Origin of the sequence: Candidatus Planktophila sulfonica, assembly GCF_002288065.1 — a bacterium.
GTDB lineage: Bacteria > Actinomycetota > Actinomycetes > Nanopelagicales > Nanopelagicaceae > Planktophila > Planktophila sulfonica.
The window spans coordinates 1,103,067-1,124,069 of sequence record NZ_CP016773.1 but is presented as its reverse complement, the minus strand read 5'-3'; the positions used below and the strand labels follow the sequence as shown (position 1 = coordinate 1,124,069).

The window sequence follows — 21,003 nt, the reverse complement described above, 5'->3', positions numbered from 1 at the left end:
AATGCAGAGACGGCTTGGGAACTTCCTTCTGGGACTCATTCTCCCGATTGCGCTATTTGGTGCCTGGATCTACTTCAGCAGCAATGGTTCTTTCGCCGAGAGTGAGCTTCCCAAGCCTTCTTCTGTCTTTAAAGTAATCACAGAGCTCGATGAGCGCGATCAACTCTGGCTCAATATCAGCGCCAGCCTTCAACGTGTAGCTCTTGGATATTTCTTTGGAACCCTCATCGCATTAATACTTGGATCAGCTGCAGGACTTAATAAAGTTGTTAATCGACTAGTTACGCCATTACTACAGGCAATTCGTGCAGTGCCATCTCTTGCTTGGGTACCTCTCCTCATTATCTGGATTGGAATTGGTGAAGGTTCGAAACTAACGCTGATTGCAATCGGTGCTTTCTTCCCTGTCTTTACAACAGTTGTTTCCGGAATTAAGAACGTTGATCGACACCTCGTGGAAGTTGGCCGCGCATATGGCCTCAAGCGATGGGCAATCATTAAAGGAATCTATCTTCCAGCCGCAGCCCCACAAATCTTTTCTGGTCTTCGACTTGGATTGGCTCAGAGCTGGCTCTTCTTAGTTGCCGCAGAATTGATTGCAAGCGCCAAGGGCCTTGGCTTCCTCTTGGTGGATAGCCAAGCTTCTGCACGAACCGACATAGTGATTTTCTCAATCCTTGCACTAGCAATTTTGGGAAAGACTTCAGATTTAATTCTCGCGACTATCGAGAAGAGAGTCCTCGCCTGGAACAAGTAGAGCGTAAACTCACTCTCAATGTTTAAGCGTTTTATTAAATTATTCACGGACCGCAGACAATGGGTCCGCCAGATTGCCGTTGCTGGATTATCTGGCGGCGTCGCTTGGTTTATCGGTGATTCTGTCGTCGAAGGCGGCGGCGTTGTGGCAGCAATTGTTTCTACTCTCAGTATTCGCATATCTCTACACAAATCTATCCGCGAAGGCTTCGGTCAAATCATTGGAACTGCGATCGGTGCCGGAACCGCCCTTCTTGCCGTCTCACTATTTAATTTTGGTTTTCTAGCTATTGCTACAACAATCATTCTCTGTGCTGTAGTTGCTCGTGCCTTGCATCTCGGTGAAGTTGCCTCCGTAAACGTCCCGGTTACAGCGCTGATTGTTATCGGCCCTGGTATTTCGCAGACCACAGCAACTCACCGTTTGGGTTCAACGCTTATTGGCGCTGCTGTAGCAATCTTCTTTTCGTATTTCTCGGTGCCAAATACACCGATTGATCGCGCGCGAATTCAAATCAAGGAAGTTTCGCAGAAAGCGGCGGAGCTACTTGCCCAGATGTCTGAAGGCGTGGCAGCAGGATACACACAGAAGGAAGCTGGCAACTGGTTGGCGAAAGCTCGTTTGCTTGTTGAAGAAATTCCTGCGATTCGTGCACAATCAGTTGAAGCACGCAGCCATGCTCGTTGGTTTCCAACTGCTGAAAAAGATATTGCAGAAGAGATGTATATCGAAGGAATCGCAACAGAACATACTCTCGTTCAAGTCCGCACAATTGCGCGAACACTTTTTGATTCTGCCGTTGAAGGAGGTATTGCCGATTCTACGAAGAAACAAATCGCAGTCGCCCTTTCGGCAGCTAGCTATGCAATTTCAGCTCATGTCGATTTGCCAGATGACATCAACGATTTCTCATCATCTCCAACAGATGATGCTCGTGAGGCTGGATCCGCACTTGCTGAGACCTTGATTGAAGATGGTAAGGATGTTGATCAAGAGCAGATTGTCCGTGGACTTTCCATCGTTGCCAATATTGGGATAATCGCAGATTCGCTAGATCAGAATTCACCGGCGCTCAAAGATGTCATTACTCCTGATGAACCTGCCAAGATGAAGGTTTTGGAAGTATCACCCCTCGAGCAGACTGCATCGCTTTGGAATAGAATTAAGCAATCGGTTTCTAAGTACTTCTAGGGAGAATGTGTATGTGCAGCAAGGTCCAGTGCAAGAGTTGCGGAAAGCCAACATGGCAAGGCTGTGGCGAGCACATTGAAGACGCTCTGCAAGGCGTAGCTCTCGAAGATCGCTGCGCGTGCGCTAAGTGAAGGCAATTCAGATAACGGCATTTGGCGGTCCTGATGTCATGAAGTACGTGGATCTTGCTGATCCCGTAGCTGGTACAGACGAGGTAGTTCTTGATGTGACTGCAGTTGGTATCAACTATGCAGATACACACCAGACAGAGAACTCTTATCTATCGCCCCAATCTCTTCCGATGATTCCAGGTATCGAAGTTGTTGGAACCCATGACGGAAAGCGTTATCTAGCGAGCGTTTCATCTGGGGGATATGCGCAGAAGGCAGTTGCACATAAATCTGTACTTTTTCCAATCCCAGATGCAGTAACTGACCAGCAGGCTCTCTGCATGTTGGTGCAGGGCGCAACCGCTTGGCACTTGCTTAAGACAATGGGAAATCTGCAGAAAGGTCAATCAGTTGTTGTGCATGCAGCAGCAGGTGGCGTTGGCACGATTGCAATTCAATTAGCAAAGTTGTGGGGCGGCAAAGTAATTGCGGTTACCTCTTCAGATTCCAAGTCAGCACTTGCTACATCACTCGGTGCAGATGTTGTTGTCGATGCGAAATCAAATGATCTTGAAGCAGATCTTCGCAAGGCAAACGGTGGTCACGGTGTAGATCTCGTCCTCGAAATGGTTGGCGGAACAACATTCGATCACAGCCTTGCAGCGCTCGGTGCTTTCGGAAAAATCATTACATTCGGAATGGCATCACGCACTGCGCCGACACCAATTCATCCAGGATCTTTAATGCACGGTTCAAAGACTGTCTCAGGTTTCTGGCTCGCAAACTGTTTTGGTAGCAAAGAGATGCTTAACGATGTAGTTGCCGAACTCTTCGCACTCGTCGCCGATGGAAAGCTCAAGCCAGTTATTGGTGCGACCTATCCACTCAGCGAGGCAGCCGATGCGCACCGATCAATGCTCGCCCGTGAATCAACGGGCAAGATTGCCCTCGATCCTGCGCGGTAATTTGGGCGAATTTTCTACTTTTCCCCTAAAGCCCTAGACTCCTCTCTCTACCATTGCCCCCCTAGCTCAGTCGGTAGAGTGTTTCCATGGTAAGGAAAAGGTCACCGGTTCGATTCCGGTGGGGGGCTCGCAGTAAAGAAGTAAAAATTTAATAAGTACTACATATGTCTGTTCCAACCCTTGGCGGGGTAGCTCAGCTTGGTAGAGCAAGCGGCTCATAATCGCTGTGTCGTGGGTTCAAATCCCGCCTCCGCTACTAGTTCGACCGTGTGAAATACGCACGGATTTCACCAATACACGGTGCTCGGGTAATCTGAGCGCCTGTTACAGCAGCATCTACGAAGGAGTTAAGACCATGGCAAGTAAGAGCGCGGACGTTCGTCCAAAGATCACCATGGCATGCGTGGATTGCAAAGAGCGTAACTACATCACTAAGAAGAACCGCCGCAACGATCCAGACCGCATGGAACTCAAGAAGTTCTGTCCACGTTGCAAGTCTTCAACACTTCACCGCGAAACCCGCTAATGCTGAACCCCGATTCGGTCGGGAGTACCTTCGCTGGTACAGATTCAATTACCGTTTCACAATCTGAAATCGATGCTTTCTGCGCTGTTGTCGGCGAAACCGATACAACTATCGCGCCACCAACTTTCACTATCCGCATCACGCTGACCCAATTCGAAGAAATTCTCACACGTCCAGAAATTGGACTCGATTGGTCGCGCTTAGTTCATGGCGATCAGAAATTCGAAATATTTTCTCCTGTTAAAGCAGGAGATGCGCTTACATGCGCTGCAACCATCGAAAGCTATCGCGTAGCTGCCGGCAACGAAATTGTCTCTGTGCGCTCTGATCTTCATCGCGATGGACAACTGGTTGTCTCTGCGTGGTCCACATTGGTGGTGCGCGCATGATTGAAGTCGGAACAGTTTTGGAAGAGAAGGTCTTCTTCCTCGATCGCGCACTGCTTAAGCAGTATGCCGATGCATCAGGAGACCAGAACCCAATTCATCAGAATGAAGAGTTTGCTCTCTCTGTAGGCCTTCCAAACGTCATTGCCCACGGCATGCTCACGATGGCACTTGTTGGTAAGTACGTCTCTGACTTTGCAGGCGGTTCAGCAAATGTTCTTGAATACAGCGCGCGATTTACCAAGCCAGTCATTGTTCCTAACGGCGAAAAAGTTGATCTCACCGTTTCTGCAACAGTTGCTGAAGTAGCAGATGGCAAAATCTCACTGACGTTGAGCGCAACTTCTGCAGGAGTCAAAGTCCTAGGAATGGCTAAAGCGGTAGTAAAAAAGTGAGCGCACCAGATTCAGTTCACGAATTAGCAAAGGCACGCCTTGCAGCGCGCGCTGAACGAAACTTCGCGCTCTCAGATCAATTACGCGATGAAATTGCTGCCCAAGGTTTTGAAGTAGTAGATGTTGCCGGGGGATACGAACTTCGCCCCAAGAAGCGCTTTCCTACCTATGAATCCACGCGCGATATTCGCCCTATTAATTCGGGTAAATTTGAAATAACCGTTGCCATGATTATCGATGGCTTCCATGAAGATGCTGTCGCAACGATCAAAACGATTAAAGAACATAGTCAGTGCGCCATTGCCATCTTGATAGTTGGTGACCCTGGCGTCTTGGTCGATGAACTCGATTCACGCACGTCACTCGTTCAGCTCACTGAAGATTTCGGATGGGGCGAGAGTGCAAATGCTCTGCTCCGTAACGTCACTAGCGAATTCATCGTCATCATGGATCCATCCACTCGCTTCACAGGTGATGCAATTGCTCCGGTTCTTGCCGAACTTCAAAAGCGCGAATTCGTTGCTGTGGGTTGGCGCGGGGGACTGATGAACCTTGAAGATGATTGGCGTAGCGTTGACGATAAGGGCGCTGGCGAAGTCGATGTCCTCTTTAGCTACTTCATTGCCATGCACCGCGAAGATGCACTTGCCGTACGCGGCTTTAGCAATCGCGCACTGTATTACCGCAACGCCGATATTGAATTTTCACTCAACCTTCGCCAATCAAATGGCCGCTTACTTCAAATGGATTTACCTCTTGAGCAAGATCGTCATCACGGATATCACGATACCGATCCCGAATATCGCGATGCTCAATCGAAGAAGAATTACGACCGCATTCTCGAGCGCTTTAGAGGTAAGACTGCAATATTGAGCCCTCGCAGGTAGCCTTAGAACATGGCCGATCTCCGCGATTACACATCACTACGTGTAGGTGGCCCTGCAAAGAAGTTTGTCGAAGTCGGCACTGAATCCGAAATTATTGCTGCGATTGAAGCAGCGGGCGATACCCCAATCCTCATCATCGGTGGCGGTACAAATATTCTTGTTGCGGATACCGGTTTTGAAGGCACGGTTATTCGAATTACAAGTCACTCGATGCAATCAGAAATCGATGCATGCAGCGGCGCAACGCTCACTATTGGCGCTGGCGAAAACTGGGATGAATTCGTTGCCACCACTTTGGAACGTGGCTTTGCTGGCCTTGAAACCTTAAGCGGAATTCCGGGCACTGTTGGTGCTGCGCCAATCCAAAATATTGGTGCTTATGGCCACGAGGTATCAGAGTTCATTACTCGTGTGCGCACATACGACCGCCAAGCAAAGAGTCTTAAGACATTTACCAACACTGAATGCGACTTCTCGTATCGCAACTCGCATTTCAAAGCGCACCCTGGTCGCTATGTTGTTCTTGATGTGCAGTTCAATCTTCGTCAAGGTGAAATGACCGCTGCAATTACTTATGCAGAGCTTGCAAAGAAGCTAGGTATCGAAGTCGGCGAGAAGGCACCTATTGGTGCAACCCGTACTGCAGTGCTCGAACTTCGTGGTGCGAAAGGAATGCTTCTTAATCCAAGTGACCGCGATTCTTGGTCTGCTGGATCATTCTTTACCAACCCAATTGTTTCAAAAGAGATTGCAGCAAAACTTCCTGAGGGCGCACCCAAGTGGCCGACATCAGATGGCATGGTGAAGACAAGTGCTGCGTGGCTCATTGAAAATTCTGGTGTGCATAAGGGCGATAGCCATGGTGGTGCACGCGTTTCAACAAAGCATGTTCTTGCGCTGACAAATGCAGGGAATGCGACCGCTACAGATATTGCAGAGTTAGCGAAGAGTGCTCAGCAGAGCGTCTTCGAGAAGTTTGGAATTACTCTCGAAGCCGAAGTAAACCTTGTGGGAATTACTCTGTAAGTAACGCAATTCTGATGAAAGTTACTCCGAAAGTAACTTTTTGATACGGCCGATACCTTCGACGATATCTTCATCGCTGGTTGCGTATGAGAAACGTAGGTATCCAGAAGGTCCGAAAGCTTCGCCAGGAACAGCAGCTACTTCAACTTCATCCAAGATGATTGTTGCAAGCTCGGCAGATGAATTAGCTACCTTGCCGCGAATAGTCTTTCCAAGCACACCCTTTACTGATGGATATACATAGAAAGCACCCTGCGGTGTTGGGCATTCAAAACCAGGAATCTCATTGAGAAGATCAACGATCAACTTACGGCGACGGTTAAATGCTTCGCCCATCTTGTGAACAGCATCAAGGTTGCCGGTAAGTGCTGCAATTGCTGCGCGCTGTGAAACGTTAGAGACGTTTGATGTCAGGTGTGACTGCAAGTTTGTTGCGGCCTTAATGACATCCTTTGGACCGACCATCCAGCCCACACGCCAACCAGTCATTGCATATGTCTTTGCAACACCGTTCAGGATGATGCAAGTATCTGCAAGTCCTGGAACCAATACAGGAAGTGAAGGCGCTGTTGCACCGTCGTAGAGCAAGTGCTCATAAATTTCATCGCAGATAACCCAGATGTTGTTCTTGAGCGCCCACTCACCAATTGCCTTGGATTGTTCTGGTGTGTAAACAGAACCTGTTGGGTTTGATGGAGAACAGAAAAGAAGAACCTTTGTCTTTGGTGTGCGAGCAGCTTCAAGCTGTTCGACAGTGACAAGATAGTTCTGAGTTTCATCTGCGAAAACTTCAACGCTCTTTCCGCCAGCAAGTTTGATTGCTTCAGGATAAGTAGTCCAGAAAGGAGATGGAAGAAGAACTTCATCGCCTGGATCAACGATTGATGCGAATGCTTGATAAACCGCTTGCTTACCGCCGTTAGTTACGAGAACCTGATCAACGGTGATGTCGTAATGTGAATCGCGCTTTGTCTTATCGACGATAGCTTGGCGAAGTTCTGGCAGACCTGGTGTTGGTGTGTAGCGATGATTTGCAACAACCTTCGTAGCAGCAGCTGCTGCTTCGACGATGTAATCAGGAGTAGGGAAGTCTGGTTCGCCAGCGCCGAAGCCGATAACTGGTCGACCAGCTGCCTTAAGCGCCTTTGCCTTTCCATCTACTGCCAAAGTGGCTGATTCTGCGATTGCTGCGATTCGTGCGGAGATTCTGCTCATGGGGGAAGTCTGCACCATGCCAGCGCCCCTTTGCGCGCTCAGATCTAGTGGCCCCGAGCACCCAGTTTTACTCTGCAAGGCACCTGCCTCTACACTTCGACGCTCACGATGAATTTCTTCCTCGCCTTGGCGCGCCTGAAAATTCGTCGCGAAGGGCAATAGCTCAATTGGCTAGAGTTGCCGTCTCCAAAGCGGCCGGTTGGGGGTTCGAGTCCCTCTTGCCCTGCAAGCCGCAGTACCGAACGTGCACCAAGAAGAAATCTAGAAGAATCTAGAACGAAGATAGAAAAGGAAGTCACAATGACTGATGCAGTTGAAGTTACCGAGGAGAAGCTCGGAATTTTTGCGCGCGTTGGACTTTTCTATCGCCAGGTAGTCAGCGAGCTCAAGAAGGTTGTTTGGCCAACACGAAATATGTTGACCACATATACAGCTGTCGTTCTCGTATTCGTTTCATTCATCATCGCTGTCGTATCCGTCATCGACTTTGTACTTACCAAAGTCGTCTTCTGGGTATTCGGATAAGGACCAGAGACCATGACTGACGAACTCAAGCCAGACGCATTTGAAGCAGCTCTTGCTGCAAGCGCTGAAGAAATCGCAACACCTGCAGAAGCAGTTATCGAAACTCCTGTTGCAGATGTAATTGTCGAAGATCTCGCGCTCGCAAGCGATGAAGATGGCGATATCGAATCTGATGAAAACGATCCAAATGCAGAATTCCGCCGCACACTTCGCGCAGCTATCGGTGATTGGTATGTAATCCACTCATACGCAGGCTACGAGAAGAAGGTAAAGGGCAACCTTGCTAACCGTATTCACACTCTCAGCATGGAGGAGTACATCTTCCAGGTAGAAGTTCCTGAAGAAGAGGTTATGGAAGTTAAGAACGGCGCTCGCAAGATGGTTAAGCGCAATATCTACCCTGGTTACGTTCTTGTCCGTATGGATCTCACAGATGAATCTTGGTCAGTTGTTCGTAATACACCTGGCGTAACTGGTTTCGTCGGTAACGCACATAACCCAAGCCCACTCAGCATGGATGAAGTCGAGAAGATTCTTGCTCCACGTCCGCAGAAGAAGGCTGACAAAGCAGATATCAAGTTTGTTGATTTCGAAGTTGGCGAATCAGTCACCGTTATGGATGGCCCATTTGCAACGCTTCCTGCATCAATCTCCGAGATCATGCCAGAGCAGGCAAAGCTCAAGGTATTGGTATCGATCTTCGGTCGTGAAACACCAGTAGAACTTTCATTTAACCAAGTACAGAAGCTTTAAGAGAAACTAAGGAAAAGAGAAAAGAAATGGCACCAAAGAAGAAGGTCACCGGATTCATCAAGTTGCAGATCCAGGCTGGCGCAGCAACACCTGCACCACCAGTAGGTCCTGCGCTCGGTCAGCATGGTGTCAACATCATGGAATTCGTCAAGGCATACAACGCTGCGACTGAATCACAAAAGGGCCAGATCATCCCTGTAGAAATCACCGTCTACGAGGATCGTTCATTCGACTTCATCACAAAGACTCCTCCAGCATCACGCCTCATCCTTAAGGCAGCTGGCGTTGAAAAGGGATCAGCGATTCCTCACAAGACCAAGGTTGCAAACATCACCATGGCTCAGGTCAAGGAGATTGCAAATACAAAGATGGCTGACCTCAATGCAAATGACATTGATGCAGCAGCTTTGATCATCGCAGGTACTGCTCGCTCAATGGGCATCACAGTCTCTGCATAATTAAATAAATTTCTCATCGCCACGGTGGTGATGAGATGTGGGAGAACCGCGCTGGTTCGCTAACCACAACCCAACTGTAGAAATACAGGAACGAGGAAGAAATGAAGCGCTCAAAGAAGTACAACGAAGTAGCAGCGAAGGTCATCAAGGACCACCTCTACACACCTCTTCAGGCAGTAACACTTGCTAAAGAGACATCAACAACTAAGTACGACTCAACTGTTGAAGTTGCTCTGGTACTTGGCGTTGACCCAAAGAAAGCTGATCAAGCAATTCGCTCAACTGTTAACTTGCCACACGGCACAGGTAAGACAGCTCGCGTATTGGTATTCGCAAACGGTGAGCGCGCTGAAGAAGCACGTGCAGCTGGTGCAGATATCGTCGGTGGCGATGAATTGATCGATGAAGTTTCAAAGGGCCGCCTCGACTTCGATGCAGTTGTTGCAACTCCAGATTTGATGGCCAAGGTTGGTCGTCTCGGTAAGGTCCTCGGAACACGTGGATTGATGCCAAACCCAAAGACAGGAACAGTGACAACAGATGTCACTAAGGCTGTTAACGACATCAAGGGTGGAAAGATTGAATTCCGCGTTGATAAGAACTCAAACCTTCACTTCATCATCGGCAAGGCATCATTTACTGCAGAACAGCTTGCAGATAACTATGCAGCAGCTCTTGAAGAAGTTCTTCGCGTAAAGCCAAACTCTTCAAAGGGTCGCTACATCGCGAAGGCTGTTGTCTCAACAACGATGGGACCTGGAATCGCTGTAGATCCAAACCTCACACGCGAACCAGCAGCTAACTAACTTCCAATAAAGATCCGGCTCTCGGCGGGCTGGGGACTTGCTCCTTAAAGTCCCTGCGCTCCACCGATATCCGGATTTTTTATGCTCAATTTGACCCCTTGCTGCCGCCCCGCGTAACCTACGGCCATAACCAAAGACCGCAGGTCTGATCTCGCAAGAGTGAAGATAATTGAGGAATCTCAGCCCGCGTAGGTGTTCACATTAATCCGTGCGCATTTACGCGTTACGGATTTTTTTATTGCCTGCAGTCACCTTGAAAAACTAGCGAAAGGTGAACCACATGGCTCGCCCAGATAAAGCAGCAGCAGTTGCTGAAATGACTGAAGACTTCAAGTCAGCTACTGCTACTTACCTCACCGAGTATCGCGGTCTTACCGTGACATCGATGAAGCAGCTACGCCGCAGCCTTGGTGCAGAAACCAAGTACAGCGTCGTAAAGAACACTCTTACAAAGATTGCAGCAAAGAACGCTGGCGTAGATCTCTCAGATGATCTTCTTGCTGGTCCTTCAGCTGTTGCTTTCGTTAAGGGCGATGCAATCGATGCTGCTCGTAATCTCAAGAACTTCCAGAAGGAGAACCCACTTCTTGTAATCAAGGGTGGAATCTACGAAGGAAAGTTCATTACAACAGCAGAGTTCATGAAGCTCGCAGACCTCGAGTCACGCGAAGTACTTCTTGCAAAGCTTGCTGGTGCAATGAAGGGATCGCTTGCTAAGGCTGCGCGTACCCTCGATGCACTTCGCATCAAGCGTGAAGCTGAAGAAGGCGCTCCAGCAGCACCTGTCGCAGCTGCACCTGTAGTAGAAGAAACAGTTGTAACTGAAGAAGCAGCACCAGCTGCAGAAGCAGTCGCTGAAGTTGCTGCTGAAGCAACAGATGCACCAGTTGCGGAAGCAACAGAAACTCCAGCGGAATAAGAAAAGGAAAATAAAAAATGGCAAAGCTCTCACAAGCAGACCTTTTGGCTCAGTTCAAGGAACTCACACTCGTTGAGCTCTCAGAGTTCGTAAAGGCATTTGAAGAAGAATTCGATGTAACAGCAGCAGCTCCAGTAGCAGCAGCAGGTGGCGCAGCAGCAGCTGGCGGCGCAGCAGATGCTCAGGATGAGTTCACAGTTATCCTCGAAGATGCAGGCTCACAGAAGATTGCAGTCATCAAGGAAGTACGTAACCTGAATGGCGCACTCGGACTTAAGGAAGCTAAGGATCTCGTTGACGCGACTCCAGCAGTTCTCCTCGAGAAGGCAAACAAGGAGACAGCAGACAAGGCAAAGGCAGCTCTCGAAGCAGCTGGCGCAAAGGTCACACTCAAGTAAATTTGAGCAAAAGAACCCGGTCCCCGCGTGGGGCCGGGTTTTTTTATCCCCATTTGGCAGACAAGTGGGGGGAGTTGGGGGTATAAGAGGCCGGTTTGCCCCTGAAGGGGGGTGAGCGATACCCTTTCCCTTCGCACAATTTTGATTACTCCAATGGCGATGCCATGTGGAGTGATTTATCGTGAGGGTCTTTGCATATAGCGGCGGCGACCTTCTAGATGTGCGTGTCCACATAAAAGTGAATTTTGTCTGGAAGGACATCTCTTGGCCGCGAAAAAGAGTTCAACTGCCCCACGTCGTATTTCGTTCGCAAAGATCCGTGAACCACTAGAAGTTCCAAACCTGCTCGCGCTGCAAGTTGAAAGCGTTGACTGGTTACTTGGTAACGATCTATGGCGTTCACGTCTTGCTGAATCAACCAACACCAATCGAGGAGAACTTCCTGCGAAGTCCGGTTTGGAAGAAATCTTTGAAGAGATTTCACCAATCGAAGATTTCCAAGGAACGATGTCGCTTTCATTCCGCGACCACCGCTTCGAGCCACCTAAGTATTCAATCGAAGAGTGCAAAGAACGCGACATGACATATGCGCAGCCACTCTTCGTTACAGCTGAATTCACAAACAACGAGACTGGCGAAATTAAGTCGCAGACAGTCTTTATGGGTGACTTCCCTGTAATGACACCACGCGGAACTTTCGTTATTAACGGAACAGAGCGCGTTGTTGTTTCACAGATCGTACGTTCACCTGGCGTGTACTTCGAACGTCAGATTGAAAAGACTTCAGATAAAGATGTATTCACTTCAAAGATCATTCCAAGCCGCGGCGCTTGGCTTGAATTCGAAGTTGATAAGAAGGATCTCGTTGGCGTTCGTATCGACCGCAAGCGTAAGCAATCTGTAACAGTATTCCTCAAGGCTCTCGGTTGGACCGACGAACAGATTCGTGAAGAATTTGGTGACTTCGCTTCAATGATGGCAACACTTGATAAGGACACTGTTAAGACACAGGATGAAGCGCTTCTCGATATCTATCGCAAGATGCGTCCTGGTGAGCCTCCAACTAAGGAAGCTGCACAGAACCTCATTGAAAACCTTTACTTCAATCCTAAGCGTTATGACTTGGCCAAGGTCGGTCGCTTTAAGGTAAATAAGAAGCTAGGTCTTGATCTTGAGCTCTCACAGAGCATGCTCACAATTTCAGATATCGTCGCAACACTTCGCTACCTCGTAGCGTTGCACCGCGGCGATCTCACAATGGATTACGGCCGCGAAGTTCGCGTTGAAAAGGACGATATCGATCACTTCGGTAACCGTCGCCTCCGTACCGTTGGTGAACTTATTCAGAACCAGGTTCGTATCGGACTCTCACGTATGGAACGTGTTGTTCGCGAACGTATGACTACACAAGATGTCGAAGCAATTACTCCACAGACATTAATCAACATCCGTCCGGTAGTTGCATCAATCAAGGAGTTCTTCGGAACATCTCAGTTGTCACAGTTCATGGATCAGACAAACCCACTTTCAGGTCTTACGCACAAGCGTCGTCTTTCAGCGCTCGGACCTGGTGGTCTCTCACGTGACCGTGCGGGCTTCGAAGTTCGTGACGTTCACCCATCTCACTACGGTCGTATGTGCCCAATCGAAACTCCTGAAGGTCCAAACATTGGTCTTATCGGTTCGCTTGCAACATATGCGCGAGTAACTGCATTTGGATTTATCGAAACTCCTTATCGCAAGGTTGTTAAGGGCAAGGTCACCGATCAGGTTGATTACCTAACAGCTGATGAAGAAGACGAGCACATCATTGCTCAGGCAAATGCTCCACTAACAGCAGATAATCACTTCGCAGAAGCACGCGTACTCGTACGTCGTCGCGGTGGCGAAGTTGAATACATCATCGCTGACGAAGTGGATTACATGGACGTTTCACCACGTCAGATGGTTTCTGTTGCAACAGCAATGATTCCGTTCCTTGAGCACGATGATGCAAACCGCGCACTCATGGGTTCTAACATGATGCGTCAGTCAGTTCCTTTGATGCGTGCAGAAGCACCATTTATCGGTACTGGTATGGAATTCCGCGCAGCTGTCGATGCTGGTGACGTTGTCACAGCAACAAAGGCTGGCGTAGTTACTGAAGTCGCTGCTGACGAAGTTAAGGTCATGGGCGATGACGGTACTTACCAAACATACTCACTCGCTAAGTTCACTCGTTCAAACCAGGGAACTTCGTACAACCAGAAGGTTGTTGTTACTGAAGGCCAGAAGCTAGAAGTTGGCTCAGTAATCGCAGATGGTCCATGTACACAAAACGGTGAAATGGCTCTTGGTAAGAACCTCCTCGTGGCATTTATGTCATGGGAAGGCCACAACTACGAAGATGCGATCATCCTTTCGCAGCGTCTCGTTCAGGACGATGTACTTACATCTATCCACATCGAAGAGTACGAAGTTGATGCACGCGACACCAAGCTTGGTGCCGAAGAAATCACTCGCGATATCCCTAACGTCTCTGAAGAAGTTCTTGCAGACCTCGACGAGCGCGGAATCATCCGCGTTGGCGCCGATGTTGTGCCAGGCGACATCTTGGTTGGAAAGGTAACTCCTAAGGGAGAAACTGAACTCACACCAGAAGAGCGTTTGCTCCGTGCAATCTTTGGTGAGAAGGCTCGCGAAGTTCGCGATACATCTCTCAAGGTTCCACACGGTGAATCAGGAAAGGTTATCGGCGTAAAGATTTTCGAATCTGAAGAAGGCTTCGAACTTCCAGCAGGCGTTAACCAGTTGGTTCGCGTTTATGTTGCACAGAAGCGCAAGATTCAAGATGGTGACAAGCTTGCTGGTCGCCACGGTAACAAGGGTGTTATCTCAAAGATTCTTCCAGTTGAAGATATGCCATTCCTTGAAGATGGAACTCCAGTCGATGTTGTCTTGAACCCACTTGGTGTTCCAGGACGTATGAACGTCGGACAGGTTCTTGAAATGCACCTCGGTTGGGTTGCAAAGACAGGTTGGGATGTATCTGGTGTCTCTGAAGCGTGGGCAAACCACCTTAAGGAGATCGGCGCAGAAAAGGGCGCACCAGGAACCAACCTTGCAACTCCGGTTTTCGATGGAGCACTTGAAGATGAAGTTTCAGGTCTTCTCTCAGCAACACTCGCTAACCGCGATGGAAACCAACTTATTGGTCGTTCAGGAAAGGCTCGTCTATTCGACGGTCGTTCTGGCGAGCCATACCCAACTCCAATTTCAGTTGGATACATGTACATCTTGAAGCTCCACCACTTGGTAGACGACAAGATTCACGCACGTTCAACTGGTCCATACTCAATGATCACGCAGCAACCACTCGGTGGTAAGGCTCAATTCGGTGGTCAGCGATTTGGTGAGATGGAAGTGTGGGCACTTGAAGCTTATGGTGCTGCATACACACTCCAAGAGTTGCTCACAATTAAATCTGACGATGTTCTCGGACGCGTCAAGGTTTACGAAGCCATTGTTAAGGGCGAAAACATCCCAGAACCAGGTATCCCTGAATCATTCAAGGTGCTTATCAAGGAGATGCAGTCACTCTGTCTCAATGTCGAAGTTCTCTCTTCTGAAGGTGTCGCAATTGAAATGCGCGATAACGATGAAGAAATTTTCCGTGCCGCCGAAGAACTAGGTATCAACTTGTCACGAGTTGAGCCAAGCTCAGTAGAAGAAATTTAAGGAGCGAATCAAACATGTTAGATGTCAACTTCTTTGATGAACTACGAATCGGTCTTGCATCGGCTCAAAATATTCGTGATTGGTCTTTCGGCGAAGTAAAGAAGCCAGAGACAATCAACTACCGCACACTCAAGCCTGAGAAGGACGGACTCTTCGACGAGAAGATCTTCGGACCAACTCGTGACTGGGAATGTTATTGCGGTAAGTACAAGCGCGTTCGATTTAAGGGAATCATTTGCGAACGTTGCGGTGTTGAAGTAACACGCGCAAAGGTTCGTCGCGAACGCATGGGTCACATCGAGCTTGCAGCTCCTGTAACTCACATCTGGTACTTCAAGGGTGTTCCATCACGCCTTGGTTACCTTCTTGACCTTGCTCCAAAGGACCTCGAAAAGGTTATCTATTTCGCTGCTTACATGATCACAGAAGTTGATGCTGAAGCTCGCGAAGAAGATATGCCACAGCTCGAGAAGAAGCTTGCTAACGATCGTAAGAAGATCGAGACAAAGCGCGATGTAGATCTAGATACACGTACAAAGAAGCTCGAGGCAGATATTGCTGAACTCGAATCTGAAGACGCTAAGTCAGATGTAAAGCGCAAGGTTCGTGAATCTGCAGAGCGCGAGCTCAAGGCAATCCGCGAGCGTTCAGAGCGTGAAATCACACGTCTTGAAGATGTCTGGTCACGCTTTAAGAACCTCAAGGTTCAAGATCTCGAAGGCGATGAGAACCTCTACCGCGAAATGCGTGACCGTTACGGCATGTACTTCAAGGGAGATATGGGTGCTGCTGCAATCAAGCGTCGCCTTGAAACTTTCGATCTCGAAACTGAACATGCAATGCTCACCGATCTTTCTGAAAACGGAAAGGGTGCAAAGAAGACTCGTGCTATCAAGCGCCTCAAGGTCGTCAACGCATTCATGACAACAAGCAACCACCCAGCATCAATGGTTCTCGATTGCGTACCGGTTATCCCACCTGATCTGCGCCCAATGGTTCAGCTCGATGGTGGACGCTTTGCGACTTCAGATCTCAACGATCTCTATCGCCGCGTTATCAACCGCAACAATCGTTTGAAGCGTCTTGCTGATCTCGGTGCTCCAGAAATTATCGTTAACAACGAAAAGCGTATGTTGCAGGAAGCTGTAGATGCGTTGTTCGACAACGGTCGTCGTGGTCGTCCAGTAACTGGCCCAGGAAACCGTGCACTGAAGTCACTTTCAGACATGCTCAAGGGTAAGCAGGGACGTTTCCGTCAGAACTTGCTCGGAAAGCGCGTCGACTACTCAGGTCGTTCAGTAATCGTTGTTGGTCCACAGTTGAAGTTGCACCAGTGCGGTCTGCCAAAGCAGATGGCTCTCGAGCTCTTCAAGCCATTCGTAATGAAGCGTCTTGTAGACCTTAACCACGCGCAGAACATTAAATCTGCAAAGCGCATGGTTGAACGTGCTCGTCCAGTTGTATGGGATGTTCTTGAAGAAGTAATTGCAGAACATCCAGTGCTCCTGAACCGCGCTCCTACACTTCACCGTTTAGGTATCCAGGCATTCGAACCACAACTGGTCGAAGGTAAGGCAATCCAGATTCACCCACTCGTATGTACAGCATTTAACGCTGACTTCGACGGTGACCAGATGGCTGTTCACCTTCCATTGTCTGCAGAAGCTCAGGCTGAAGCACGCATCTTGATGTTGTCTTCAAACAACATCTTGTCACCAGCTAACGGTCGTCCAATCACATCACCTACACAGGACATGGTTCTTGGTCTTTACTACATGACTATGGAACGTGAAGGCGAAATTGGCGAAGGTCGCGCATTCGGATCTGTATCTGAAGCGATCATGGCTCACGATCAGCACTCAGTCTCATTGCAGGCGAAGGTCAAGATTCGCGTTAAGGGAGAAACTCTCGAGACAACAATCGGCCGCGCACTCTTCAATGAAGCTCTACCAGCTGACTTCCCATTCGTTGATCACGATGTAACTAAGAAGGCTCTCGGCGCAATCGTCGACAAGCTTGCTGAGTTCTATCCAAAGGTCACAGTTGCACAGACTCTCGATGCGCTTAAGTCGCTCGGATTCCACTGGGCAACACGTGCCGGCGTAACAATCGGAATCGAAGATGTTGTAACACCTCCTCGTAAGCGTGAAATCCTCGACGGCTATGAAACACAAGCTGACAAGGTTCAATCACAGTACGAAAAGGGACTCATCACAGATGACGAGCGTCGCCAGGAACTCATTGAGATCTGGACAAAGGCAACAGCTGAAGTTGGAAAGGCGATGGAAGATAACTTCCCACATCTCAACCCAGTTTGGATGATGGTCTTCTCAGGTGCTCGTGGAAATATGATGCAGATTCGTCAGATCGCAGGTATGCGCGGACTTGTAGCGAACCCAAAGGGTGAAATTATTCCTCGCCCAATTAAGTCGAACTTCCGTGAAGGCTTGTCAGTTCTCGAGTACTTCATCTCTACGCACGGTGCACGTAAGGGTCTTGCAGATACAGCGCTTCGTACCGCTGACTCTGGTTACCTCACACGCCGTCTCTGCGACGTTGCACAGGACGTCATCATTCGCGAAGAAGATTGCGGAACCGATCGTGGTCTCGCACTTCCAATCGCTATCCGTCAGCAAGCTGGCAACCTTGTAAAGCACGATCACGTTGAAACTTCTGTTTATGGTCGCACATTGGCTGAAGACATCGAAGTTAACGGCGAAGTTCTTGCTAAGGCTGGCTCAGATCTTGGTGACCGCGTCATCGATGCACTTGTTGCAGCTGGTGTCGACGAAGTAAAGATCCGCTCAGTTCTTACTTGCGATAGCAAGGTCGGACAGTGCGCAGCTTGCTACGGTCGCTCACTTGCTGCAGGTCAACTCGTTGCAGTTGGTGAAGCAGTCGGAATTATCGCTGCACAGTCAATCGGTGAACCAGGTACACAGCTCACAATGCGTACCTTCCACACTGGTGGCGTTGCAGGTGATGACATCACTCACGGTCTTCCACGTATCGTCGAGCTCTTCGAAGCACGTACACCTAAGGGTGTTGCGCCAATCGCAGAAGCTGCAGGCGTCGTTTCATTCCGTGAAGATGCAAAGGGTAAGAAGATCATCGTTACACCTGATGATGGTGGCGAAGAAGTTGCTTACCCAATCACACGACGTCAGAAGCTACTTGTAGAAGAAGGTTCACGCGTTGAAGTTGGCCAGAAGATGGTCGTCGGCGCAATTGATCCAAAGCAGGTACTTCGTATTCTCGGACCACGTGCAACTCAGGTTCACTTGGTTAACGAAATCCAATCTGTTTACCGCTCACAGGGCGTAGGCATTCACGATAAGCACATCGAAGTAATCGTTCGCCAGATGCTCAAGCGCATCACAGTTCTTGAAGCTGGCGATACTGAAATGCTTCCAGGTGAACTCGTTGAACGCGGTCGCTTTGAAGCTGAAAACCGTCGCGTTGTTACAACCGGTGGCAAGGCTGCATCTGGTCGCCCAGAACTTATGGGTATCACCAAGGCATCTCTTGCAACTGAATCATGGTTGTCAGCGGCTTCATTCCAGGAAACAACTCGCGTACTTACAGACGCCGCGCTCTCTGAGAAGTCAGATCCACTCTTGGGTCTTAAGGAGAACGTCATCATCGGTAAGTTGATCCCAGCTGGTACAGGCCTTGCCCGTTACCGCAACATCCGAGTTGAGCCAACAGAAGAGGCAAAGGCAGCGGTTTACGCAGCTTATGACGAGTACGACTTCACACCATTCGATCAGGGTGGTTCAGGCGAAGCAGTTCGCTTGGATGAAGTCGAGATTCCTCGCTAATTCATTAAATGAATTACCCCGTCACTTAAAGTGGCGGGGTTTTTCATTTACACTACAAATATGAGCAACGATAAGCATTACCACGTACAACGTTTAAGCGATCGTGAATTCTCTGAACGAGATGCAATCAATGAATTTCTTGATAACGAATTTCTTGCTCACGTAGGCTTCATTGAAAGCTCAACCAAGGAACCATTTGTAATCCCAATGGGATATGCGCGCGATGGCGATCGTATTCTTCTGCATGGTTCAACAGGTTCGCGCATGATGATGCAGATTGCTGCTGGTACACAGATTTGTGTAACGATTACGCAAGTAAATGGGCTTATTGCGGCTCGCTCAACATTTAACTCATCAATTAATTATCAATCTGTCATGATCTTCGGAACAGCAACAGTTCTTAAGGATGAAGAGAAGATGAAAGCTCTCGAAGTAATATCTAACGGTTTGATCCCAGGATCATGGGATTACACACGTCCCATCACTTCGAAGGAAACTGCGGCAACAATGATCGTTGCACTTTCACTTGAAAAGTTTTCAGCGAAACAGCGAACAGGTAATTCGCATGACGAAGATGAAGATATGAACTTGCCTTTATGGGCAGGAATCATTCCGGTCGAACGAATCTTCGGAACTCCAATCGCTGCCGACTATGCCAGCGATATTCCGGTTCCTGCTCACATCCTCAAGCATGGCAATTGATGGCTAAGGTCGTAAAGGTGGGGGATGAGCTCGTCCTTGAGCTCTCTTTCTGGGAGAAGATGGGCGCCCTGCATGCCAGCCCTCGGATTCCAGCTGATTCAGTCGAAAAGATCGAGTTCTTCGATGAACTCTGGGGCTCAGATACCCTGCGAGGGGTCCGGGCACCCGGAACGGCTCTCCCATATGTGGTCCTTTTGGGGACTTTGAGGGGTCTGAAGTACCGAGACTTCGTAGCCATGAAAGGCAGGGGAGAAGGCGTGGTTTTGACGCTCAAAAGTGGCCCTTTTGCCCGCTGGATCTTCACATTAAAACAACCGAAGGCTGATTTTCAAGATTTTGGTGGAGCGCAGGGACTTTAAGGAGCAAGTCTCAAGCCCGCCAAATCGAGAAAAGCTGGCAAGGGCACGACACGCCCGGGCGTTGAAAAACCGCCAAAATACCAATGTGGCGGGGGTCTCAGGAGTAAAAGGGCCGTTTTGACCTTTAGTAGTGCCTGCAGATACCTTTCTCCTCTGCGCTTTTACAAGCAACACACCCGACCGCGTGGGTCGGACAGTGAGCGTAAAAGTACGGATACAAAAAGGAGAATGTAGTGCCAACTATTCAACAGTTAGTGCGTCGTGGTCGTGCAGAAAAGACTACGAAGACAAATACACCTGCGCTAAAGGGTTCACCACAGCGTCGCGGTGTTTGCACACGTGTGTACACAACAACACCTAAGAAGCCAAACTCTGCGCTTCGTAAAGTTGCACGTGTTCGTCTTACTAGCGGTATGGAAGTTACTGCATACATTCCAGGTGAAGGTCACAACCTTCAAGAGCACTCAATCGTTCTTGTACGCGGAGGCCGCGTAAAGGATCTTCCAGGTGTTCGTTACAAAATTATTCGTGGATCACTTGATACACAAGGTGTTAAGAACCGTAAGCAATCACGTTCACGTTACGGTGCTAAGAGAGAGAAGAAGGCTAGCTAATGCCACGTAAAGGTCCTGTAGTAAAGACTCCTGTAGTTGCTGATCCTGTTTACAGCTCACCAATCGTTACAGCGCTAATCAACCGCGTACTCCTTCACGGTAAGCGCTCAACAGCAGAAGCAATTGTTTACGGTGCTCTCGAAGGCACACGTAAGAAGACTGACGTTGATCCACTCATCACATTGAAGCGCGCACTCGACAACATCAAGCCTGCTGTTGAAGTTCGTTCACGTCGTGTTGGTGGAGCTACTTACCAAGTTCCAGTTGAAGTTAAAGCATCACGTTCTTCAACACTTGCTCTTCGCTGGCTCGTTGATTACTCACGCGATCGTCGTGAGAAGTCAATGTCAGAGCGTCTTCAGAATGAATTGATCGATGCAGCAAACGGTCTCGGAGCAGCTGTAAAGCGCCGCGAAGATACCCACAAAATGGCTGAAGCAAATAAGGCATTTGCTCACTACCGCTGGTAATCG

General features: G+C 48.9%; 21 protein-coding genes and 3 tRNA genes. 23 read left to right on the top strand and 1 reads right to left on the bottom strand.

Features of this window, described 5'->3' with window-relative positions:
* Position 1: 1 nt before the first annotated feature.
* The 10 genes from A1sIA56_RS05750 to A1sIA56_RS05705 all read left to right on the top strand — a co-directional run bounded on the left by A1sIA56_RS05750 (position 2) and on the right by A1sIA56_RS05705 (position 6,243).
* Positions 2 to 757 carry an ABC transporter permease gene (locus A1sIA56_RS05750; RefSeq protein ID WP_223298427.1) on the top strand — a complete coding sequence of 252 codons (756 nt, stop codon included), beginning with the start codon at positions 2 to 4 and terminating at the stop codon, positions 755 to 757.
* An 18-nt stretch (positions 758 to 775) separates the two neighbouring features.
* On the top strand, positions 776 to 1,948 hold the full coding sequence (locus A1sIA56_RS05745) for an FUSC family protein (protein WP_095673946.1): 1,173 nt from the start codon (positions 776 to 778) through the stop codon (positions 1,946 to 1,948).
* A 127-nt stretch (positions 1,949 to 2,075) separates the two neighbouring features.
* Positions 2,076 to 3,023, top strand: coding sequence for a quinone oxidoreductase family protein (locus A1sIA56_RS05740; protein ID WP_095673945.1), 948 nt, complete (start codon positions 2,076 to 2,078; stop codon positions 3,021 to 3,023).
* Between the two features lie 55 nt (positions 3,024 to 3,078).
* A tRNA-Thr gene (locus tag A1sIA56_RS05735) sits at positions 3,079 to 3,151 on the top strand.
* A gap of 54 nt (positions 3,152 to 3,205) precedes the next feature.
* Positions 3,206 to 3,279 (top strand) — tRNA-Met (locus A1sIA56_RS05730).
* Between the two features lie 99 nt (positions 3,280 to 3,378).
* On the top strand, positions 3,379 to 3,549 hold the full coding sequence (rpmG, locus tag A1sIA56_RS05725; protein ID WP_017955317.1) for a 50S ribosomal protein L33: 171 nt from the start codon (positions 3,379 to 3,381) through the stop codon (positions 3,547 to 3,549).
* Positions 3,549 to 3,938: an FAS1-like dehydratase domain-containing protein gene (locus A1sIA56_RS05720; protein WP_095673944.1), complete on the top strand. Its 390-nt coding sequence runs from the start codon at positions 3,549 to 3,551 to the stop codon at positions 3,936 to 3,938. The genes rpmG and A1sIA56_RS05720 overlap by 1 nt, the downstream gene beginning before the upstream one ends.
* Positions 3,935 to 4,330, top strand: coding sequence for a MaoC/PaaZ C-terminal domain-containing protein (locus A1sIA56_RS05715; protein WP_095673943.1), 396 nt, complete (start codon positions 3,935 to 3,937; stop codon positions 4,328 to 4,330). The genes A1sIA56_RS05720 and A1sIA56_RS05715 overlap by 4 nt, the downstream gene beginning before the upstream one ends.
* Positions 4,327 to 5,217 (top strand): hypothetical protein, encoded by an 891-nt coding sequence (locus A1sIA56_RS05710; RefSeq protein WP_095673942.1) that lies wholly within the window; start codon positions 4,327 to 4,329, stop codon positions 5,215 to 5,217. Before A1sIA56_RS05715 ends, A1sIA56_RS05710 begins: the two co-directional genes overlap by 4 nt.
* Positions 5,218 to 5,226: 9 nt before the next feature.
* Positions 5,227 to 6,243 (top strand): UDP-N-acetylmuramate dehydrogenase, encoded by a 1,017-nt coding sequence (locus A1sIA56_RS05705; RefSeq protein WP_095673941.1) that lies wholly within the window; start codon positions 5,227 to 5,229, stop codon positions 6,241 to 6,243.
* 21 nt (positions 6,244 to 6,264) lie between these two features.
* Here the strand turns inward: A1sIA56_RS05705 and A1sIA56_RS05700 are convergent, their stop codons facing one another.
* Positions 6,265 to 7,458, bottom strand: coding sequence for a pyridoxal phosphate-dependent aminotransferase (locus A1sIA56_RS05700; RefSeq protein ID WP_095673940.1), 1,194 nt, complete (start codon positions 7,456 to 7,458; stop codon positions 6,265 to 6,267).
* Positions 7,459 to 7,610: 152 nt separating this feature from the next.
* Here A1sIA56_RS05700 and A1sIA56_RS05695 point away from each other — a divergent pair.
* The 13 genes from A1sIA56_RS05695 (at position 7,611) to rpsG (ending at position 21,000) form a co-directional block, all read left to right on the top strand.
* Positions 7,611 to 7,684: transfer RNA gene (locus tag A1sIA56_RS05695), tRNA-Trp, on the top strand.
* A 74-nt stretch (positions 7,685 to 7,758) separates the two neighbouring features.
* On the top strand, positions 7,759 to 7,983 hold the full coding sequence (secE, locus tag A1sIA56_RS05690; protein ID WP_095673939.1) for a preprotein translocase subunit SecE: 225 nt from the start codon (positions 7,759 to 7,761) through the stop codon (positions 7,981 to 7,983).
* Positions 7,984 to 7,995: 12 nt separating this feature from the next.
* Positions 7,996 to 8,736, top strand: coding sequence for a transcription termination/antitermination protein NusG (gene nusG / locus A1sIA56_RS05685; RefSeq protein ID WP_095673938.1), 741 nt, complete (start codon positions 7,996 to 7,998; stop codon positions 8,734 to 8,736).
* Between the two features lie 26 nt (positions 8,737 to 8,762).
* Positions 8,763 to 9,194 carry a 50S ribosomal protein L11 gene (gene rplK, locus A1sIA56_RS05680; protein WP_095673937.1) on the top strand — a complete coding sequence of 144 codons (432 nt, stop codon included), beginning with the start codon at positions 8,763 to 8,765 and terminating at the stop codon, positions 9,192 to 9,194.
* 101 nt (positions 9,195 to 9,295) lie between these two features.
* Positions 9,296 to 10,000, top strand: coding sequence for a 50S ribosomal protein L1 (gene rplA / locus A1sIA56_RS05675; RefSeq protein ID WP_095673936.1), 705 nt, complete (start codon positions 9,296 to 9,298; stop codon positions 9,998 to 10,000).
* A gap of 280 nt (positions 10,001 to 10,280) precedes the next feature.
* Positions 10,281 to 10,919, top strand: coding sequence for a 50S ribosomal protein L10 (gene rplJ / locus A1sIA56_RS05670; protein WP_095673935.1), 639 nt, complete (start codon positions 10,281 to 10,283; stop codon positions 10,917 to 10,919).
* A 17-nt stretch (positions 10,920 to 10,936) separates the two neighbouring features.
* The gene (gene rplL, locus A1sIA56_RS05665) at positions 10,937 to 11,317 is read left to right on the top strand and encodes a 50S ribosomal protein L7/L12 (protein ID WP_095673934.1); all 381 of its coding nucleotides are present in this window, start codon (positions 10,937 to 10,939) and stop codon (positions 11,315 to 11,317) included.
* Between the two features lie 264 nt (positions 11,318 to 11,581).
* Complete coding sequence (gene rpoB / locus A1sIA56_RS05660; protein WP_223298426.1) at positions 11,582 to 15,034, top strand: DNA-directed RNA polymerase subunit beta; 3,453 nt, start codon at positions 11,582 to 11,584, stop codon at positions 15,032 to 15,034.
* A gap of 14 nt (positions 15,035 to 15,048) precedes the next feature.
* Positions 15,049 to 18,855 carry a DNA-directed RNA polymerase subunit beta' gene (locus A1sIA56_RS05655; protein WP_095673932.1) on the top strand — a complete coding sequence of 1,269 codons (3,807 nt, stop codon included), beginning with the start codon at positions 15,049 to 15,051 and terminating at the stop codon, positions 18,853 to 18,855.
* Positions 18,856 to 18,915: 60 nt separating this feature from the next.
* Complete coding sequence (locus A1sIA56_RS05650) at positions 18,916 to 19,557, top strand: pyridoxamine 5'-phosphate oxidase family protein (RefSeq protein WP_095673931.1); 642 nt, start codon at positions 18,916 to 18,918, stop codon at positions 19,555 to 19,557.
* On the top strand, positions 19,557 to 19,916 hold the full coding sequence (locus A1sIA56_RS05645; RefSeq protein ID WP_095673930.1) for a hypothetical protein: 360 nt from the start codon (positions 19,557 to 19,559) through the stop codon (positions 19,914 to 19,916). The genes A1sIA56_RS05650 and A1sIA56_RS05645 overlap by 1 nt, the downstream gene beginning before the upstream one ends.
* A 233-nt stretch (positions 19,917 to 20,149) precedes the next feature.
* Entirely contained in the window at positions 20,150 to 20,530 is a 381-nt protein-coding gene (rpsL, locus tag A1sIA56_RS05640) for a 30S ribosomal protein S12 (protein WP_095526877.1), read from the top strand.
* The gene (rpsG, locus tag A1sIA56_RS05635; RefSeq protein WP_095531025.1) at positions 20,530 to 21,000 is read left to right on the top strand and encodes a 30S ribosomal protein S7; all 471 of its coding nucleotides are present in this window, start codon (positions 20,530 to 20,532) and stop codon (positions 20,998 to 21,000) included. Before rpsL ends, rpsG begins: the two co-directional genes overlap by 1 nt.
* Positions 21,001 to 21,003: the final 3 nt, after the last annotated feature.

Coding starts and splice junctions, on each gene's coding strand:
- A1sIA56_RS05750 (WP_223298427.1), top strand. CDS start 2: ATGCAGAGACGGCTTGGGAACTTCCTTCTGGGACTCATTCTCCCGATT.
- A1sIA56_RS05745 (WP_095673946.1), top strand. CDS start 776: ATGTTTAAGCGTTTTATTAAATTATTCACGGACCGCAGACAATGGGTC.
- rpmG (WP_017955317.1), top strand. CDS start 3,379: ATGGCAAGTAAGAGCGCGGACGTTCGTCCAAAGATCACCATGGCATGC.
- A1sIA56_RS05720 (WP_095673944.1), top strand. CDS start 3,549: ATGCTGAACCCCGATTCGGTCGGGAGTACCTTCGCTGGTACAGATTCA.
- A1sIA56_RS05715 (WP_095673943.1), top strand. CDS start 3,935: ATGATTGAAGTCGGAACAGTTTTGGAAGAGAAGGTCTTCTTCCTCGAT.
- A1sIA56_RS05705 (WP_095673941.1), top strand. CDS start 5,227: ATGGCCGATCTCCGCGATTACACATCACTACGTGTAGGTGGCCCTGCA.
- A1sIA56_RS05700 (WP_095673940.1), bottom strand. CDS start 7,458: ATGAGCAGAATCTCCGCACGAATCGCAGCAATCGCAGAATCAGCCACT.
- secE (WP_095673939.1), top strand. CDS start 7,759: ATGACTGATGCAGTTGAAGTTACCGAGGAGAAGCTCGGAATTTTTGCG.
- nusG (WP_095673938.1), top strand. CDS start 7,996: ATGACTGACGAACTCAAGCCAGACGCATTTGAAGCAGCTCTTGCTGCA.
- rplK (WP_095673937.1), top strand. CDS start 8,763: ATGGCACCAAAGAAGAAGGTCACCGGATTCATCAAGTTGCAGATCCAG.
- rplA (WP_095673936.1), top strand. CDS start 9,296: ATGAAGCGCTCAAAGAAGTACAACGAAGTAGCAGCGAAGGTCATCAAG.
- rplJ (WP_095673935.1), top strand. CDS start 10,281: ATGGCTCGCCCAGATAAAGCAGCAGCAGTTGCTGAAATGACTGAAGAC.
- rplL (WP_095673934.1), top strand. CDS start 10,937: ATGGCAAAGCTCTCACAAGCAGACCTTTTGGCTCAGTTCAAGGAACTC.
- A1sIA56_RS05655 (WP_095673932.1), top strand. CDS start 15,049: ATGTTAGATGTCAACTTCTTTGATGAACTACGAATCGGTCTTGCATCG.
- A1sIA56_RS05650 (WP_095673931.1), top strand. CDS start 18,916: ATGAGCAACGATAAGCATTACCACGTACAACGTTTAAGCGATCGTGAA.
- A1sIA56_RS05645 (WP_095673930.1), top strand. CDS start 19,557: ATGGCTAAGGTCGTAAAGGTGGGGGATGAGCTCGTCCTTGAGCTCTCT.
- rpsG (WP_095531025.1), top strand. CDS start 20,530: ATGCCACGTAAAGGTCCTGTAGTAAAGACTCCTGTAGTTGCTGATCCT.